Below are 17157 nucleotides of genomic sequence, written 5' to 3'. Positions count from 1 at the left end.
CAATTTTCTTACTGGAGCTGTTGCAGGTTCCGGTAGAGGCGGCGTAGTTTCCGAGCAGAGCATAGGACAGGACATTCGCCGTGCAGATGACAGCATTAAACAGTGACGCACTGGGGCCGCTGCTCAAGGCGCTCGCCTTGGCTGGCCTTCCGGTAGAAGACCTTGATCAACCTGGCCGGCGCTTTTTCAGCTTCAGCCAGCAGGGCGTCGACGTGGCGTTCGGCGGCCTTGAGGGCGAGGGCTCCGACAGATTGTTGCGTTCACTGGTTGTGCTGGAAGGGCAACGACGGCGAGGCACTGGCGCAACGGTGTTAGCCGTCCTCGAGGCGTTTGCAAAAAACGACGGGGTAGAGTGGCTTCACTTGTTGACGGACAGCGCCGCGGCGTTTTTCGTTGCACAGGGCTATCAGGCGCGAGACCGCTCGCTGGCGCCTGCTGCAATCGGCGCCACCGCGCAATTCAAGACCCTGTGCCCGGCTTGCGCAATCTATCTGAGCAAACGCCTCGTCTAGCGCAGCAAATGCACCGCCAACCCGGCAAGCCCGCACGCCAACAGCACTTGGATCACCCCGCGCTTGTAGCGAAATAGCGCAATGGCCGCTGCTGTCGCGATGATTGCCGAGGGCCAGTCCAGCGCACCGGCGAACCCGTTGGGCCAAAGTACGTGGTAGCCAAAGAAGCAGGCCAGGTTGAGGATCACGCCGACTACGGCGGCGGTGATGGCGGTCAATGGGGCGGTGAACTTCAACGAATCATGAGTCGATTCCACCAGCGGCCCGCCTGCCAGGATGAACAGGAAGGACGGCAGGAAGGTGAACCAGGTTACCAGCGAGGCCGCCACGGCGCCGGCCATGAAAGCCTGATCGGGACCGAACACTTGCATCACGTAGCCGCCGACGAAACCGACGAATGCCACCACCATGATCAGCGGCCCGGGCGTGGTTTCGCCCAGCGCCAGGCCGTCGATCATCTGGGTCGGCGTCAGCCAGCCGAAGTGCTCGACGGCGCCCTGATACAGATAGGGCAAAACCGCATAGGCGCCACCGAAAGTCAGCAACGCGGCCTTGGTGAAGAACCAGGCCATTTGCGTGAGAGTGCCTTCCCAGCCGAAAAACATCGTTAGCAGCCCCATCGGCAATGCCCACAACAGGGCGCCGATCATCGCCAACCGAACGAGTCGAGCGCTGCTGAACCGAGCATGTTCCGGTGGCGGGGTGTCGTCGTCTATCAGTGCCGGGCCGTAGGATCGATGATTGGCCCCATGGCCACCCAGGCTGAATTTGTCCGGTGCCCAGCGGCCACCGAAATAGCCGATGACAGCGGCGGCCAATACGATAAGGGGGAAGGGAGTATCAAACGCGAATATGGCCGTGAATGACGCCGCAGCGATGACCCATAACCAGCCATTCTTGAGCGCGCGCGAGCCTATCCGATGCGCAGCATGCACCACGATTGCCGTTACTGCGGGCTTGATGCCGTAGAAAACTCCCGCCACTGCCGGTACTTCGCCAAAGGCGACATACAACCAGGACAACGCAATCAGGATGAACAGCGACGGCAGCACGAACAACGCCCCGGCAATCACCCCGCCCCAGCTGCGATGCATCAGCCAGCCCAGATAAGTAGCCAACTGCTGCGCCTCCGGCCCTGGCAGCAACATGCAGTAATTGAGCGCATGCAGGAAGCGTCGTTCGGAGATCCAGCGACGACGCTCCACGAGTTCCTGATGCATGATCGAGATCTGTCCCGCCGGGCCGCCAAAGCTGATGAAGCCCAACTTGAGCCAGAACCAGAAAGCTTCCCGCAGACTGACGGTAGCGGGGCGGGTCAAGGGGATGTCGGCGGCCGGGGTCGGTTTGCTCATAGTCGTCGGGAATTTGTAGTCAAGGGCTGCCAACGTTATGGCGCGTTACGCAATTTAGATAGCCCCCGACAAGGTTTGCTTGTAAAAAAGCGCACTTTGATGGGGTTGGACAGCCGACGCAAAATTAATCCGGTCCGTCCTCATTGCCGTCTTTCGAGATATTCACCAAGGAATGGGTCGATGAAGCAATGTTTTACGGTCGTCATGCTGGTTGCGATGATATTAGGTTCCATCGGCGCGGCCAGTGCTCGGGAGCCGCATCAAGTTCGCGCACCATCCATCGCGGGAGTGTTCGACTATTACGTACTGGCGCTGTCCTGGTCGCCGACTTTTTGCCTCACTCACCAGAACGACACGCAGTGTTCCGGCAAAGGCTACGGTTTTGTCCTCCATGGCCTCTGGCCGCAATATGCCAAGGGCGGCTGGCCTCAATCCTGCTCGCCCAAGGTGGCCTTGACCGCGGCCGAGCGAGAGAAGGGCTTGACGCTGTTTACGACCCGCAAGCTGTTGGAGCATGAATGGTCCAAACACGGGACTTGCAGCGGGCTCGGCGCCGTGGGCTATCTGGAAGCTTCGGACAAAGCCATCGGCACGGTAAAGATTCCCGCGCAATTGCAACCCTTCAGCTCTTCTACTTATCTTGAGGCTGAGGAGATTGCCCGGCTGTTTCGCCAAAGCAATCCTGATATCGACTCCAACGGCTTCGCGGTGATTTGCAGCGGGCCGCAACTGTCGGAAGTGCGAGTGTGCATGAGCAAGGACCTGGCGTTCACCGAGTGTGGCAAGGGCGTCAAGACACAATGCCGCGCTGGGGAAATCCGGATTCCGCCGGTGCGATGAAACCAGCGATACATCACCTTCAAGAGAAGGTCGGGCGTCAGAAGCGACGATGGGTTTTTGGATCCATTCAGCCACCCATCGGCTTCGTTCCAATGGCTAATTGCCGCCTTACAAGCGGCAGGCTAAGCTCACGAATATTGGGGGCTTTGAGCGATTCGCTCATGTATTGCCCTCTTCAGGAATTCGCTTGCCTATCCCCATTTTTGATCCGTTCCACGCTCCCGGTGGTGCTCTCAAGCGCCTGCCGTTGCTCAAGGCAGCGGTTGCGTTTATCGCCGCTGTCTGCCTGTGCCTGTGTGGCTTGCTCTACCTGCAATTGGAACAGTCCCGTCGCTACGACCTGGCGTCGGCCCGCGTCGCCTCGGCCAACCTGACGCGGGCCATGGCCCAGCAGGCCCAGGACACGTTCCAACAGACTGACCTGGTCCTCGCCAGCCTGGCAGACTGGATGCAGATCGACGGTTTCGGCCCTGCGTTACAACCGCGTCTGCAACAGACGTTTGCCCGGCGCGTGCAGTCGCTGGAGCAGTTACATGGGCTGTTTCTGTTTGATAAGGACGGACATTGGGTCATCACCTCCTTTGCCAATCTGCACAGGGGAGCGGGGGTCGCGGATCGCGAGTATTTTGCTTTCCATCAACAGAATGCTTCCCTGCTTGCGCATATCGGGCCGGCGATTCGCAGTCGCCAGAATGGTGAGTGGATCATCCCCGTTTCACGGCGATTGAACGATTCGGACGGCAATTTCCAGGGCGTGCTGATGGCCGGGGTCAAAATGGCCTATTTCGACCAGTTCTTCAAAAGCTTCAGCCTCGATGACGAAGGCGAGATGGTCCTCGCGCTGGCCGACGGAACCTTGCTGGCTCGCCGGCCTTTCGATGAGGCCAAGATCGGCCGTTCCCTGGCCCAGGAAGCGATCTTCCAGCATGAGACGCAAGGGACCGCCATCGGCAATGCCGTGATCCGCTCCGCCGCCGATGGGGTCATCAGGCTTTATGATCATCAGCATTTGCGCGCGTATCCATTGGTTGTCACCGCCGCGATGTCTGAAGAAGCGATCCTCGCGGGCTGGTACGACAGGGCGTTCCAATCCAGTCTCATCGTGGGCCTGGTCGTGCTGGGCATCTGCCTGTTCGGCTGGGTATTCGTGCGCCAGGTGCGTAACAGCGAGCGAATTGAAGCCGATCTACGCAAGGCCCAGGAGGCGCTGGAGCTGATCGCCACCCATGACAGCCTGACCGGACTGGCAAACCGCCGCTTGTTCGAGCGCGCCCTGGACATCGAATTCGGTCGAGGCGCCCGTCAGCGCAGCCCGTTGAGCCTGATCATGCTCGACATCGATTTTTTCAAACGCTACAACGATACCTACGGGCACGTTGCCGGGGACCACTGCCTGGCGGAAGTAGCGACCGTGCTCAAGAATTGCTGTCATCGCAAAGCCGACCTGGCGGTGCGTTACGGCGGTGAGGAGTTCGCTGTGCTGCTGCCCGACACCAACCTGCAGGGTGCGATGGCATTGGCCGAGCAGATCCGTCGCAGTGTGATCGACAAGCACATTACCCATTCGGCTTCCCCCTCTGGTTATCTGACCGTGAGCCTTGGCTGTTATGCCTTCGTGCCTAGCAGCCTGGACAGTACCGAAGCGTTTATCCAGCGCGCCGATGCGGCGCTCTATCAAGCCAAGCACAGCGGTCGCAACTGTGTCGCGGCCTTGTCCAGGGAAGGCGTGCTCGATGCTTTGGAACGCTCCGATCGTTGAGATCCGTTGGAATCATCAGTCGCGCAGAACGGTCCATTGTTCGACCCGTGGCGCAAGCGATGCGTAGGCCCTTTCGTCAAATTCCGTGGGCTCGTCATCTGTCACAGCGGTGCCTGCTAAGGTTAAGAAAACACCAGGGCCGAGCGCCGCTCATGAAATAAAGCTGTACGGCGAAGCCAGCGCCGCAAGGACAGGAGCACGTCAATGGACACCACTGCCGCTACCCCCTCTGATGCCAAGCGTCACACGCCGATTACCCGTCGCCTGGTGGTGGCCGTCGGCGGATTGTTTGTCCTGGGGGTTCTGGTGGCCGTTGTCGCGCTGTTCAACATCGCGCAAAAGCTGGATACGGAGGATGTGCGCAAGACCCATTTCTATATCGAACGCGCCCTTGATAATCGCATCACCGCCTCGAAAAACTACATCGCCAGCTACGCCTACTGGACCACGGCGTACGATCACCTCAACGGTGAAGTCGACGTGCAGTGGGCCTATGCCGAACAGAACATGGGCAAGACGCTATTCACCAATGATGACTACGAGGGGGTATTCGTCATTGACCGTGAGCGCACCAAATACGCCGTGGTGCGAGGGCAGCATGTCCGGGCAGAGGCAACGGCCTACATGGATGCGCCGCTGGCGGACCTCACGGATCAGCTCCAGGCGCAAGCTGACCTGACGACATCCGCGATCCGTTACACCTTGTTCGAAGGCTGGCCGGCCGTTGTTACGGCTTCGGTGATTCTTCCCAATGACGAACGCCCCCGGGTGGCGCCTGAAGGAACGTCGGTGTTGCTGTTCGTCGATCAATTGACGCCCGCCAAACTTCGCAAGCTGGGCAAGAGCTACGGCCTTACCGAGTTGACCCTCGTCAAAGACACCGCGTTGGGGCCCGGCCAGGCCGCCGTGCCGCTGGATAGCACGGGTTATAGCCTGGTGTCGCGGCTGGAGCGGCCGGGCCGGCAGTTGCTCTGGTCCCTGCTGCCGCCACTGGGTGGGGCGTTGCTGATCCTGGCATTGCTCACGGCTTACTTTTTTCGCTATGCCATGCGCACGGCTCGACAGGTAGACGCCAGCTACGACAGCCTTGAAAAGTCGAAACAAGCACTTGAAGCCAGCGAAGAGCGCTTTCGCGCCGTGGCCGAGGCCGCGTCCGACTGGATCTGGGAAATCGATAGCCAGCAGCACATCACCTACCTGTCGGGTCGCTTTAATACCGTCACGGGATTTTCCGACCAGCAGTGGCTGGGCCAGGACATCGAACAACTGTTGTATTGCGATACGACGCCGATCGCGCTGTGGCTAGGCAAACTGGCGGAGGATCAGAACGCCAGCAACCTGCGTTGTTCCTACCGCGATCATTCCGGGCAATTGCGATTCTGTCGGGTTTCGGCGCGGCCGATCTATGACAAGGCGGCCGTTACGGGGTATCGCGGCACCGCCAGCGACATCACCGACGAGGTGGCCGCCCATGCCCAGGTCCAGCACCTGTCGCTACACGATGCGTTGACCGGCCTGCCGAACCGCAACAAGTTGGCGAGGCACCTGGACGACGCCTTGGTCGCCAAGGAGCATGCCGCGCCGTTGGCTTTGCTGATGGTGGATCTGGACAACTTCAAGCCGATCAACGATTCGCTTGGCCACCCGGCCGGCGATGCGGTGTTGCTGGAAGTTGCCCAGCGCCTGCGCGACAGCACGCGTGAGCAGGACCTGGTGGCGCGCCTGGGAGGCGATGAGTTCGTGGTGGTGCTCAGTGGCGTGGAGCACAGCGCTGAAATTGATCGATTCTGCGCGCGATTGATCGACAGCCTGCAACAGCCGATCCACTACGAGACCCATTCGTTGCACATCGGCGCCAGCATCGGCATTGCCGTCAGCCGCCGCCAAGGCTATGTGCCGAGTGAGTTGATCCGCTGCGCCGACATCGCCCTGTACCAGGCGAAGTCGGAGGGCAAGAAGACCTGGTGCTATTTTGTCTCGCACATGAACGACCAGATCCAACACCGACGCCAGCTGGAAAGTGACCTGCGCCAGGCGGTGAAGAACAACCAGTTCATCCTGCATTTCCAGCCTCGCTACAAAGTCGATGGCAGCGAAATCGTCGCGGTCGAGGCACTGGTTCGCTGGCAGCATCCGACCCAAGGCTTGTTGGGTCCCGACGCGTTTATCCCGCTGGCCGAACAAACCGACCTGATTGTCCCGCTTTCACGCTGGGTATTGCGTGAGGCCTGTCAGACCGCGCTGACCTGGCCGGGAGCGTTGATGGTTTCGGTCAATCTTTCCCCAGCACAATTCGAACGCAGCGATGTCGTGGAGGATGTCCGCCAGGTACTGATCGAAACCCATTTTCCGGCGAGTCGCCTGGAGCTGGAAATTACCGAAAACGTCATGCTGAACGATGTGAATGGCGCGCTCCAAGTCATGAATGCACTCAAGGAGTTGGGCGTGCGCTTGAACATGGACGACTTTGGCACCGGTTATTCATCCCTCGGTTATTTGCGTACCTATCCATTCGATGGCATCAAGATCGACAAGCGCTTCATCGCCTCCATGAGCAACAGCAGCAACGATCGGGCCGTGGTCCAGGCGATCATCAACCTGGGCAAGGCGATGGGCCTGACCGTCACTGCCGAAGGCGTTGAAACGCTGGCCCAACTGGGGTCGCTGGGCTCGGATGAATGCCACGAAGTCCAGGGATACTTCCTCAGTCGGCCCATCGACAAACAGGCATTTGCGAACTTGCTCGAGAGCGGCCAGTCGTTACCGCGAACCGGTTCCTGAACAGTGGTTGCAACCTGGGCGGCTTCCTCACGGTCACAACCAGTGTGTTGGCATTCAGAGTTTTTGGCCCATGAAGAACCTGCGAATCGCAACCTTCAATATCAACGGCATCCGGGCCCGGTTGCCTAACCTGCTGGAATGGCTGGAACGGGAGAAACCCGACGTCGTTTGCCTGCAGGAGCTCAAGGCGGCGGATAAGGATTTCCCGGCAGCGGAACTGGAGTCGGTAGGGTATGGATCGATCTGGCATGGCCAGGCTTCGTGGAATGGTGTTGCGATCCTGGCGCGCGATGCGCAACCGCTGGAGAGCCGGCGCGGCCTGCCGGGTGGCGACGACGACAGTCACAGTCGCTACCTGGAAGCGGCGGTGCACGGTGTCCTGGTGGGCTGCCTTTACCTGCCCAACGGCAACCCGCAGCCAGGCCCCAAGTTCGACTATAAATTGGCCTGGTTCGAACGGCTGATCGATTATGCGCAGGCGCTACAGGCAAGCGATCATCCGGTGGTGCTGGCCGGAGACTACAACGTAGTGCCCACCGACATGGACATCTACAACCCGCGTTCCTGGCTCAAGGATGCGCTGTTGCAACCGCAAAGCCGCGAATGTTATCAACGCTTGCTGGACCAGGGCTGGACGGACTCGTTGCGTCACCTCTACCCGGACGAGCGCATCTACACCTTCTGGGATTATTTCCGTCAGCATTGGCAGAAGAATTCCGGGCTGCGCATCGATCATTTGCTGCTCAACCCGGCGGCCAGCGCTTACCTGAGCGAGGCGGGCGTGGACGCTTGGGTCAGGAACCAACCTCATCCCAGCGACCATGCGCCCACTTGGATCCGGTTGTCTTCGCGAAAGCGGCCTTAAACGTAGAAGGGGCGGTCGCCGCAGATTGTCCGCAAGAGGGAAATGCCTTATACCTGCGCACTGCCGCCAGCTTACCGCTGGCCCTGCACCTGACAGGAAAGGACCATCCCCATGAGCGAGTCGCGACTGAACGATACCGGCCGTTATTTGCGCCGACTGGGCTTCGATACGGCCCCGCCGCCAACCCTCCATACGTTACGTGTGCTTCAACAGCGTCATACGGCCGAGTTTCCTTTCGAGACCCTCTCATCGCTGCTGCGTCAGCCGGTGCCCATCGACCTCGAATCGGTCGAACGAAAGGTGTTCGAGCAGGGGCGCGGTGGTTATTGCTATGAGCTCAATCAGTTGTTCCTCGCGCTTTTGCAGGTGCTCGGCTTCAGCGCCCGCGGCATCACCGGACGGGTCGTCATGAACGCGCCCGAGGGCGCCTGGACCGCGCGTACTCATCGGCTGAGCCTGGTGACGCTTGACGACGTGCGCTATATCACCGATGTCGGCTTTGGCGGCATGGTGCCCACCGCGCCGCTGTTGCTGGACAGTCGCGACGTTCAACCGACGCCCCACGAGCCGTACCGCATCGAGGCCAATCAAGACGGCTATCTGCTGAGGGCCCAGGTCGCCGATGAATGGCGGCCGATGTATCTGTTCGACCTGCAACGCCAGGAGGAAATCGACTATACCGTCGGCAATTGGTACGTCTGCTCCCACCCGGAATCACCCTTCATGGGCCGGTTGATGGTCGCTCGTACTGGGGAAGGGCTGCGCAAGACCCTCAATGGCAACAGCTACGCCGTGCACCGGATTGGACACGACAGCGAACGACGCACCATTAACGATGCCGACGAACTGATCGACCTGCTGGAAAACCAGTTTGGTTTGAGGGTGCCGCCCCGAGAGGAGCTGCGGCCAGCGGTGCAGCGGCTTCTGGTATAAAAAGCTGAACTTTCTGGTTCGGCAATTGCAACCCTGTAGACGATGTACGGGTAACAAGTTGTATACAACTCTATAGACATTTGTCGCGAGTTTTGAATACAGTGTGCCCATAACAAAAAACAGGGAACCCCCGAACCATGAAAACGCCCCATGCTTCACTCCCACGGCCCGAGGACGAAAATCTCGGTGCCGGCGCGAATATGGCTTACGGCCTGCAACATGTGTTGACCATGTATGGTGGAATCGTCGCGGTGCCCTTGATCATTGGCCAAGCGGCGGGGTTGTCACCGTCGGACATCGGTCTACTGATCGCCGCGTCGTTGTTCGCAGGGGGGCTGGCAACTTTGTTGCAGACGCTCGGCGTGCCGTTTTTTGGCTGTCAGCTACCGCTGGTACAAGGCGTCTCGTTTTCGGGCGTCGCCACCATGGTCGCGATCGTCGGCACCGGTGGAGAAGGGGGCTTCCAGGCCATCCTCGGCGCCGTGATCGCCGCATCCCTGATCGGCCTGCTGATTACACCGGTGTTTTCGCGGATCACCCGATTCTTCCCGCCATTGGTCACCGGCATCGTCATCACCACCATCGGCCTGACGCTGATGCCGGTGGCGGCGCGCTGGGCAATGGGCGGCAACAGCCATGCGCCCGATTTTGGCAGCATGGCAAACATCGGCCTGGCTGCGGTGACCCTGGTGTTGGTGTTGTTGCTGAGCAAAATGGGCAGCGCGACCATCTCGCGGCTGTCGATTCTGCTGGCGATGGTCATCGGTACGGTCATCGCTGTGTTCCTCGGCATGGCGGATTTTTCCTCCGTCGGCGAAGGCCCGATGTTCGGCTTCCCGACGCCGTTTCATTTTGGGATGCCGACCTTTCACATCGCCGCGATCCTGTCGATGTGCATTGTGATCATGGTGACGTTGGTGGAAACCTCCGCCGATATCCTGGCAGTGGGTGAGATCATCGACACCAAGGTCGACTCCCGACGGCTGGGCAACGGTCTGCGGGCGGACATGCTGTCGAGCATGATTGCGCCGATCTTTGGTTCCTTCACCCAAAGCGCGTTTGCCCAGAACGTCGGCCTGGTGGCGGTGACTGGGATCAAGAGCCGTTTCGTGGTGGCAACTGGCGGGGTGTTCCTGGTCGTGCTCGGCCTGTTGCCGTTCATGGGGCGGGTGATCGCCGCAGTGCCCACCTCGGTGCTCGGTGGCGCCGGAATCGTGCTGTTCGGCACCGTGGCCGCCAGCGGCATCCGGACCCTGTCGAAGGTTGATTACCGCAACAACGTCAACCTGATCATCGTTGCCACATCCATCGGTTTTGGCATGATTCCCATCGCTGCCCCGAACTTCTACGATCATTTCCCCAGTTGGTTCGCGACGATCTTCCACTCGGGCATAAGCTCCTCGGCGATCATGGCGATCATCCTGAACCTGGCGTTCAATCACTTCACCACCGGCAACTCCGACCAGCAGTCCGTCTTCGCCGCCGGTACCGAGCGGGTGTTGCGTTACCAGGACCTGGCGGCGCTGCGCGAAGGGGATTACTTCAGTGACGGCAAGCTGCACGACTGCGACGGCAACGAGATTCCGGTGGTAGCGGTGCCTGAACAGCTGGAGCCAGAGCACGGCTCGGTGCGGCTTAAAAGCAGCGAGCACGTCTGACCTCGTAACAGATGTCAGCCCAAAAAAAAGCAGCCGGTGATCACTGATCGCCGGCTGCTTTTTTGTTTCGCTTAAACGGTGATTACCAGCGACCGTAGTGGCCACGTGGTGGACCGTAGTAATAGCCCCGTGGCGGTCCGTAATACACCGGTGCCGGGCGGTAGTAGATCGGCTGTTCCACGTACACCGGTTGCGGCTGGTAATAGACCGGTGGCGGCTGTTGCACATAGACCGGCTGCGGCTGCACGTAAACCGGTTGCTGGACGTACACCGGCCGGTCACGGCTGATCAGCGCCGAACCAACGATGGCCGAGCCGACGATGGCGCCGAACACTGCAGGCCCCTCCCAACCACCGCGACCATGGGCGGATGCCTGGCCGGTGACCGCGAGAGCCCCCACAAGCAGGGCGATGATGGGGAGTTTGCGTTTCATGGCGATTCCTCGTTCCGGCCCCGGCGCCTGTGGTCTGCAACAGACCCAAGTAGGGGCGCGGGGATACTTGCTATGACCGCGATTTTCCCAGGATTTGCAGCGCCGTTGGGTAAATGTTGTGTAAGGTCTGTGGCGGTTTTTTTTACAAATTGCCGAGTCGCCGCGCTGCGCCCGGTGTCTGATCATCGAAATAAACTGTCGGGACGGTGATCCCGCCTGTCCGAAAGTGGCATCAAGGAGACGAGCATGCAGATCAATCCCAACAAAGACACGCAATTGTGCATGTCGCTATCGGGGCGCCCAGGCAATTTTGGCCTGCGCTTTCACAATCATCTGTACGAACAACTGGGGCTTAATTTCTATTACAAGGCCTTCAGCAGCCAGGACCTGCCTGGTGCCGTGCGCGGGATTCGTGCCTTGGGCATTCGTGGCTGCGGCGTATCGATGCCGTTCAAGGAGGCGTGCATTGCCTTGGTCGACGAATTGGACCCTTCCGCCGCAGCGATCCAGTCCATCAATACCATTGTCAATACCAACGGGCACTTGAAGGCCTACAACACCGACTACATCGCCATCGCTCAGTTGCTGCAAAGTCATGCCGTGTCCAAGGATTCGACCTTTGCGCTGCGCGGCAGCGGCGGCATGGCCAAGGCCGTCGCCAGCGCCTTGCGCGACGGGGGCTACAAGAACGGGTTGATCGTCGCTCGCAACGAAACGACTGGCCGAGCCCTTGCCGATTCGCTGGGTTACGACTGGCAGGCTGGACTGGCTGACCGACGCCCGCAGATGCTGATCAACGTAACGCCAATCGGCATGACCGGCGGCCCGGAAGCGGATCACCTGGCGTTCGACCGCGCCGCGATCGCCGCGGCTGAAACCGTGTTCGATGTAGTGGCGATCCCGTCGGAAACGCCGCTGATCGTGCAGGCCCGGACGGAGGGCAAGCGAGTGATCACCGGGCTGGAAGTCATCGCGATCCAGGCGTTGGAGCAGTTCGTGCTGTACACCGGCGTGCGGCCCAATCTGGAACAGTTCGAAAAAGCCGTGGCCTTCGCCCGGTCCGTGTAGGCCGCGTTATTCCAGTCGTGCCAGGCGTTCTTCCAATGCGGCGATCCGCGCTTCAAGTTCTTCGATGCGCTCCAGCGATACGCCGCTGCCGATGGTGCGTTCTGTCGGTTGGTGGCGGGCGGCGAGGATGGCCTCGATGTCCGCCGGGTCGCCCATCGCATGCACATAACGATCTTCGCGCTGGCCGGCCTGGCGTGGCACCAGCAGCGCCAAGCCCCGGGCAATCAGCCGCTCAAGCTGATGCACGACCTGCTCGGCATCTTCGAAGTCATGCATGCGGCCGCTGCGGGTCAGCAGCTCATTGACCGTTTGCGGGCCGCGCAAGAACAGCAATCCCATCAGGACCACCTGGGCCGGCACCAGCTCCAGCGCTTTGTCGACCCGGTGTTCCCAGCGGTCGGCGCGGCTGCCCATCACCAGTCGGGTGAAGCCTCGACCTTCCAATGCCCGCAGGCTTTGGCCAACCTGGCCCGGATTGAGGTTGGTCACTGGTTCACGACTGGTTTTCTGGTTACAGGCGAGCACCAGCGCGTTGAGCGTGAGGGGATATGTTTCGGGATTGGTCGCCTGCTTTTCGATCAATGCGCCGAGAATGCGGATTTCCGTGCTATTGAGCCGTGGTTCTTCGGCCTGGCTTTGTTCTTCGATGCTCATCGCGCGTTCCCTATGCTGTGGAGGACGCTAGCCTAATCCTTGCGCAATAAAAGACAAGGTGCGTAACAAGCCGCGGCTATAATCGCCCACGTTCGATTCATCTCTTTTTCACCACCGCATGAGACCACCATGACTATTTCCCTGTACGCCGCATCCGTCCCGGTTTTCAAGCAGATGCTCAATGCCCTGAGCGATGTCCTGAACAAGGCCGAAGCCCACGCCACCTCAAAAAGCATCGACCCGAACGCTTTCCTGCAAGCGCGCCTGTTCCCGGACATGTTTCCGTTGGTGCGCCAGGTGCAGATCGCCGTGGATTTCGCCAAAGGCGTGTCCGCCCGACTGGCCGAGATTGAAGTGCCGAAATATGACGACAGCGAGACTACTTTCGCTGAGCTGCAAGCGTTGATCGCCAAGGTGCTGGCGTTCATCGATGGCATCAAACCCGAGCAGATCGACGGCAAGGAAGGCATCGAAATCGTCACCCGTCCGGGTACGCCGAAGGAGAAGCGCTTCAGTGGTCAAACCTACCTGTTGACCTACGGTCTGCCGCAATTCTTCTTCCATGTCACCACTACCTACGCGCTATTGCGTCACAACGGCGTAGAAGTAGGCAAGCGCGATTACATGGGCGCGTTCTAAACCCGCAAGCATGAAAAAGCCCGGAACGGTGTGAGCCGTTCCGGGCTTTTTCATATCTGTCTGTCAGGCAGTACGCTGCGACCGTTCTTCCTCACCCAGGCAAGCCGCCGCGGTGAACAACACATCCGTCGACGAGTTCAGCGCGGTTTCCGCCGAGTCCTGCAGGACACCGATGATGAACCCCACGGCGACCACTTGCATGGCGATTTCGCTGGGGATGCCAAACAGGCTGCATGCCAGCGGAATGAGCAGCAGCGAACCGCCGGCGACACCGGACGCACCGCAGGCGCAAATGGCGGCGACAACACTCAGCAGCACTGCCGTGGGCAAATCCACCGCGATACCCAGGGTATGCACGGCCGCCAGCGTCAGCACTGTGATGGTGATGGCGGCGCCGGCCATGTTGATGGTCGCGCCCAGCGGGATCGAGACCGAATAGGTGTCTTCGTGCAAGCCGAGGCGTTTGCTCAGTTCCAGGTTCACCGGAATGTTTGCCGCCGAGCTGCGGGTGAAGAACGCAGTGATGCCGCTCTCGCGCAAGCAGGTGAACACCAGCGGGTATGGGTTGCGACGCAGCTTCCACAACACAATCAGCGGGTTGACCACCAGTGCCACGAACAGCATGCAGCCGATCAGCACTGTCAACAGGTGCAGGTAACCGAGCAGCGCGCCAAAGCCGGAAGTGGCCAGGGTCGACGCCACCAGCCCGAAGATCCCCAGCGGCGCGAAGCGGATGACCAGGCGCACGATGACGGTCACGCCGTTAGACAGGTCATCCAATACGGTGCGCGTGGTTTGGCCGGCGTGGCGGATGGCGACGCCCATGCCGATGGCCCAGGCCAGGATGCCGATGAAGTTGCCATCCATCAGCGCCCGGACGGGGTTGTCCACCACACTGAGCAACAGGCTTTGCAGCACTTCGCTGATGCCGCCGGGCGCGGTGACGGCGACGTCGGAAGTGCTCAGCACCAGGCTCGACGGAAATAACGTGCTGGCAACGACCGCGACCACCGCGGCGGCGAAGGTACCCAGCAGATACAGGAAAAGGATGGGCCGGATGTGGGTTTCCTGGCCGTGCTTATGGTTGGCGATCGAGGCCATGACCAGTACGAATACCAGGATCGGCGCAACAGCCTTGAGCGCGGAGACGAAGACCTTGCCGATGAACGCGGTGGACTTTGCCAGCTCCGGTGCCAGCCACGCCAGCAAGATACCGGCGATCAGGCCGATGATAATTTGCGTGACCAGGCTGGTGTGTTTGAGGCGGTGCAGAAGAGAAGGGGAGACAGCTGTCATGACGGTATCTCTGATTTTTTATGTGCAACGGTCAGCCAAACAGGGCAACAAGCGGGCAGGCCACATGAGCGGGACCGAAAAGAAAGTAGAGCGTTTGCAGGCCGCGGACTTTATCACAGCCCAACGAAAAATCTGACGGACCTGTGACGATCCGTCACCTGCTTGTTTGAGCGGATTTTTCTGACGGAGGCATTCTGTTAGGCTTTGCCCTTCTCAATTTTCAATTTCTCCAGCGGGCCATTGGGCTAGCGCTGGTGTCGTCGTTTTGTTGGAGTCTTGCATGCTGTTGCCAATCTTTCTGTTGTCCGCCGCTGGTTTCACGGTGTTGACCACGGAATTCATCATCGTCGGCCTGCTGCCGTCCATCGCCCGTGACCTGCACGTCAGCATCCCCCAGGCGGGGCTGCTGGTGACCTTGTTCGCGTTTACCGTTGCGGCGTTCGGGCCTTTCCTGACGGCCTGGTTCGCCCGTGTCGAACGGCGCAAATTGTTTATCAGCGTGCTGGTGATGTTCGGCCTGGCCAATACCCTCGCGGCGCTGGCACCCAACATCTGGGTCATGGCTGTTGCCCGGCTGATCCCGGCGCTGGGCCTGCCGGTATTCTGGGCGTTGGCCAGCGAAACGGCGGTCGACATTGTCGGACCGCAGTTCGCCGGACGCGCGATTGCCCGGATCGGATTCGGCATCGTCTGTGCCACGGTATTCGGCATTCCGGTGGGTACGCTGATCGCCGATGCGTTTGGCTGGCGCAGCGCTTTTGCGATTCTGGCCGTTATCGCGTTTGCCAAGGCGTTGCTGTTGTTTATCTATCTGCCAAAAACCAACCTGCATCAGCATCAAGTGAGCTTTCGCTCGCAGCTCAAAATCCTGCGCAGCCCTTTGATGCAGGGGCATGTGCTGTTGTCGGTCCTGGTGTTCAGCGGCATGTTCACCGCCTATACCTACCTGGCGGATATTCTCGAACGGCTGGCCGGCTTTAACGGCACGCTCGTAGGCTGGTGCCTGATGGGCTTTGGGGCCGTGGGCCTGCTGGGCAATTCTTTGGGAGGCCGCGCGGTGGACCGGCATCCGTTGATCGCTTCGATGGTGTTCTGCCTGTTCATGATCGGCGGTATGGTTGCGCTGGTGCCGAGTATTCATTCGACCCTCGGGCTGGCCGCCGCGCTGGGCATTTGGGGCGTGACCCAGGCGGCGTTGTTCCTGGTCAGCCACGTCCGGTTGATGAAGGCTGCGCCTGAGGCGCCGGCGTTCGCCGCGTCGCTGAACATCGCCGGCGCCAACCTGGGAATTGGCCTGGGCGCGATGGTCGGTGGCCGGGTGATCGATACCCTGGGGTTGGGCAACGTCGGTTTCGCCGCGGCCGGGTTCATCCTGGTGTCGATCCTGCTGACGTTATGGCTGATGACGTTCAGACCTCGCGTCAGTTGCGCGCAGTGCTAGGCACTGAACAACTCGCGGCGTGCCCCTTCGGTGATCGCGACGATGCCCGGATGGCTGACCTTGCGCTCCACGGAAATTGCGTAGAACGACTCGCTCACCGCATCGGTCTGGCCGATGACTTGCACGCCGTACTGCCGCTTCACCTCTTCGGCAATCACGCTGGGGCCGATGAAAATCCCGCTGCCTGACTGACCAAACGCCTGCATCAGCGCGCTGTCGTCAAACTCGCCGACGATACGCGGCTGGATCTGTTGCTCGGCGAACCAACGTTGCAGGCGGCTGCGCACCACCGTCTCCGGCCCGGGAATCAGCAGCGGGGCGTCATGCAAGCTGTGGGGAAAATCCTGCCCATGGCGCTCGGCCAATGCTGCAGTGGCGAAAAAGCTGATCCCGCATTCCCCCAGTTTCTGGCTGAAGCCCTTGATGTCCAGGTGCGTCGGCATCGGGCTGTCTGAAATCACCAGGTCCAGGCGTTGAATCGCCAGGTCTGCCAGTAGCCGCTCGAGCTTGTCTTCGCGGCAGGTGATACGCAGTGGGTCGCTCAGCTCCATGGTTGGCGCCAATAGCCGGTAGACGATGGACTTGGGCACCACATCCGCCACCCCGACCCGAAACAACGTTTGCTGCTCGTTGGGCTGGGCCCGCAGCATCAACTCCAGTTCGCCGCCCAGCTGGAACATGTGTTCGGCGTAGGGCAACGTCTGGCGGCCGGCTTCGGTCAGTTCCAGCTGGCGCCCGACCCGTTGGAACAACTTGATGTTGTATGTCTGTTCGAACAGGGAAATCTGCCCGCTGATGGTTTGTGGGGTCAGGTTCAATTGCTCGCAGGCACGCACGATGCTGCCGGTTTTTGCCACGACCCAGAAATAATGAAGCTGTCGATAATTGAGCATGCGGCGCGCCAGTTCGTAAAAACCGAAGTATAA

General features: G+C 60.2%; 16 protein-coding genes. 11 read left to right on the top strand and 5 right to left on the bottom strand.

What is annotated here, in order from left to right; all coding sequences use genetic code 11:
- Positions 1-86 precede the first annotated feature (86 nt).
- On the top strand, positions 87-512 hold the full coding sequence (gene arsN2, locus HU806_RS02730) for an arsenic resistance N-acetyltransferase ArsN2 (RefSeq protein ID WP_189672347.1): 426 nt from the start codon (positions 87-89) through the stop codon (positions 510-512).
- Here the strand turns inward: arsN2 and chrA are convergent.
- The gene (chrA, locus tag HU806_RS02725; protein WP_186609783.1) at positions 509-1864 is read right to left on the bottom strand and encodes a chromate efflux transporter; all 1356 of its coding nucleotides are present in this window, start codon (positions 1862-1864) and stop codon (positions 509-511) included. The genes arsN2 and chrA overlap by 4 nt on opposite strands.
- Before the next feature lie 180 nt (positions 1865-2044).
- On the opposite strand from chrA, the gene HU806_RS02720 reads away from it, so the two are divergent.
- The 6 genes from HU806_RS02720 to HU806_RS02695 all read left to right on the top strand — a co-directional run bounded on the left by HU806_RS02720 (position 2045) and on the right by HU806_RS02695 (position 10700).
- Positions 2045-2704, top strand: a complete 660-nt coding sequence (locus HU806_RS02720) for a ribonuclease T2 family protein (protein WP_186609782.1) — start codon at positions 2045-2047, stop codon at positions 2702-2704.
- 187 nt (positions 2705-2891) lie between these two features.
- Positions 2892-4463, top strand: a complete 1572-nt coding sequence (locus tag HU806_RS02715) for a sensor domain-containing diguanylate cyclase (RefSeq protein WP_186609781.1) — start codon at positions 2892-2894, stop codon at positions 4461-4463.
- 204 nt (positions 4464-4667) lie between these two features.
- Complete coding sequence (locus HU806_RS02710; RefSeq protein ID WP_186609780.1) at positions 4668-7244, top strand: bifunctional diguanylate cyclase/phosphodiesterase; 2577 nt, start codon at positions 4668-4670, stop codon at positions 7242-7244.
- A 70-nt stretch (positions 7245-7314) separates the two neighbouring features.
- A complete protein-coding gene (xth, locus tag HU806_RS02705; RefSeq protein WP_186609779.1) occupies positions 7315-8109 on the top strand; it encodes an exodeoxyribonuclease III in 795 nt (264 codons plus the stop codon).
- A gap of 111 nt (positions 8110-8220) precedes the next feature.
- A complete protein-coding gene (locus HU806_RS02700) occupies positions 8221-9042 on the top strand; it encodes an arylamine N-acetyltransferase family protein (protein WP_186609778.1) in 822 nt (273 codons plus the stop codon).
- 137 nt (positions 9043-9179) lie between these two features.
- Positions 9180-10700: a nucleobase:cation symporter-2 family protein gene (locus HU806_RS02695; protein ID WP_186609777.1), complete on the top strand. Its 1521-nt coding sequence runs from the start codon at positions 9180-9182 to the stop codon at positions 10698-10700.
- Positions 10701-10782: 82 nt separating this feature from the next.
- Here HU806_RS02695 and HU806_RS02690 read toward each other — a convergent pair whose 3' ends face one another.
- Positions 10783-11133, bottom strand: a complete 351-nt coding sequence (locus tag HU806_RS02690; protein ID WP_186609776.1) for a hypothetical protein — start codon at positions 11131-11133, stop codon at positions 10783-10785.
- 246 nt (positions 11134-11379) lie between these two features.
- Here HU806_RS02690 and HU806_RS02685 point away from each other — a divergent pair, with 246 nt between their 5' ends.
- Complete coding sequence (locus HU806_RS02685; protein WP_186609775.1) at positions 11380-12201, top strand: shikimate 5-dehydrogenase; 822 nt, start codon at positions 11380-11382, stop codon at positions 12199-12201.
- Between the two features lie 6 nt (positions 12202-12207).
- Here HU806_RS02685 and HU806_RS02680 read toward each other — a convergent pair whose 3' ends face one another.
- On the bottom strand, positions 12208-12855 hold the full coding sequence (locus HU806_RS02680; protein ID WP_186609774.1) for a YceH family protein: 648 nt from the start codon (positions 12853-12855) through the stop codon (positions 12208-12210).
- Between the two features lie 129 nt (positions 12856-12984).
- Between HU806_RS02680 and HU806_RS02675 the strand changes: the two genes are divergently transcribed.
- Entirely contained in the window at positions 12985-13494 is a 510-nt protein-coding gene (locus HU806_RS02675) for a DUF1993 domain-containing protein (RefSeq protein ID WP_186609773.1), read from the top strand.
- A gap of 63 nt (positions 13495-13557) precedes the next feature.
- On the opposite strand, the gene sstT is transcribed toward HU806_RS02675, so the two are convergent.
- The gene (gene sstT, locus HU806_RS02670) at positions 13558-14790 is read right to left on the bottom strand and encodes a serine/threonine transporter SstT (RefSeq protein WP_186609772.1); all 1233 of its coding nucleotides are present in this window, start codon (positions 14788-14790) and stop codon (positions 13558-13560) included.
- Here sstT and HU806_RS02665 point away from each other — a divergent pair.
- Complete coding sequence (locus HU806_RS02665; protein ID WP_186609771.1) at positions 14789-14926, top strand: hypothetical protein; 138 nt, start codon at positions 14789-14791, stop codon at positions 14924-14926. The two genes, sstT and HU806_RS02665, sit on opposite strands and share 2 nt — an antisense overlap.
- 144 nt (positions 14927-15070) lie before the next feature.
- Positions 15071-16231: an MFS transporter gene (locus HU806_RS02660; protein WP_186609770.1), complete on the top strand. Its 1161-nt coding sequence runs from the start codon at positions 15071-15073 to the stop codon at positions 16229-16231.
- On the opposite strand, the gene nhaR is transcribed toward HU806_RS02660, so the two are convergent.
- Positions 16228-17124 carry a transcriptional activator NhaR gene (gene nhaR, locus HU806_RS02655; protein WP_186609769.1) on the bottom strand — a complete coding sequence of 299 codons (897 nt, stop codon included), beginning with the start codon at positions 17122-17124 and terminating at the stop codon, positions 16228-16230. The two genes, HU806_RS02660 and nhaR, sit on opposite strands and share 4 nt — an antisense overlap.
- Positions 17125-17157: the final 33 nt, after the last annotated feature.

The sequence above is a fragment of the Pseudomonas sp. SWRI154 genome (genome assembly GCF_014268645.1).
Lineage (GTDB): Bacteria > Pseudomonadota > Gammaproteobacteria > Pseudomonadales > Pseudomonadaceae > Aquipseudomonas > Aquipseudomonas marvdashtae.
Note: the sequence above shows the minus strand (reverse complement) of the source record. Positions and strands in the feature narration are given on the sequence as shown.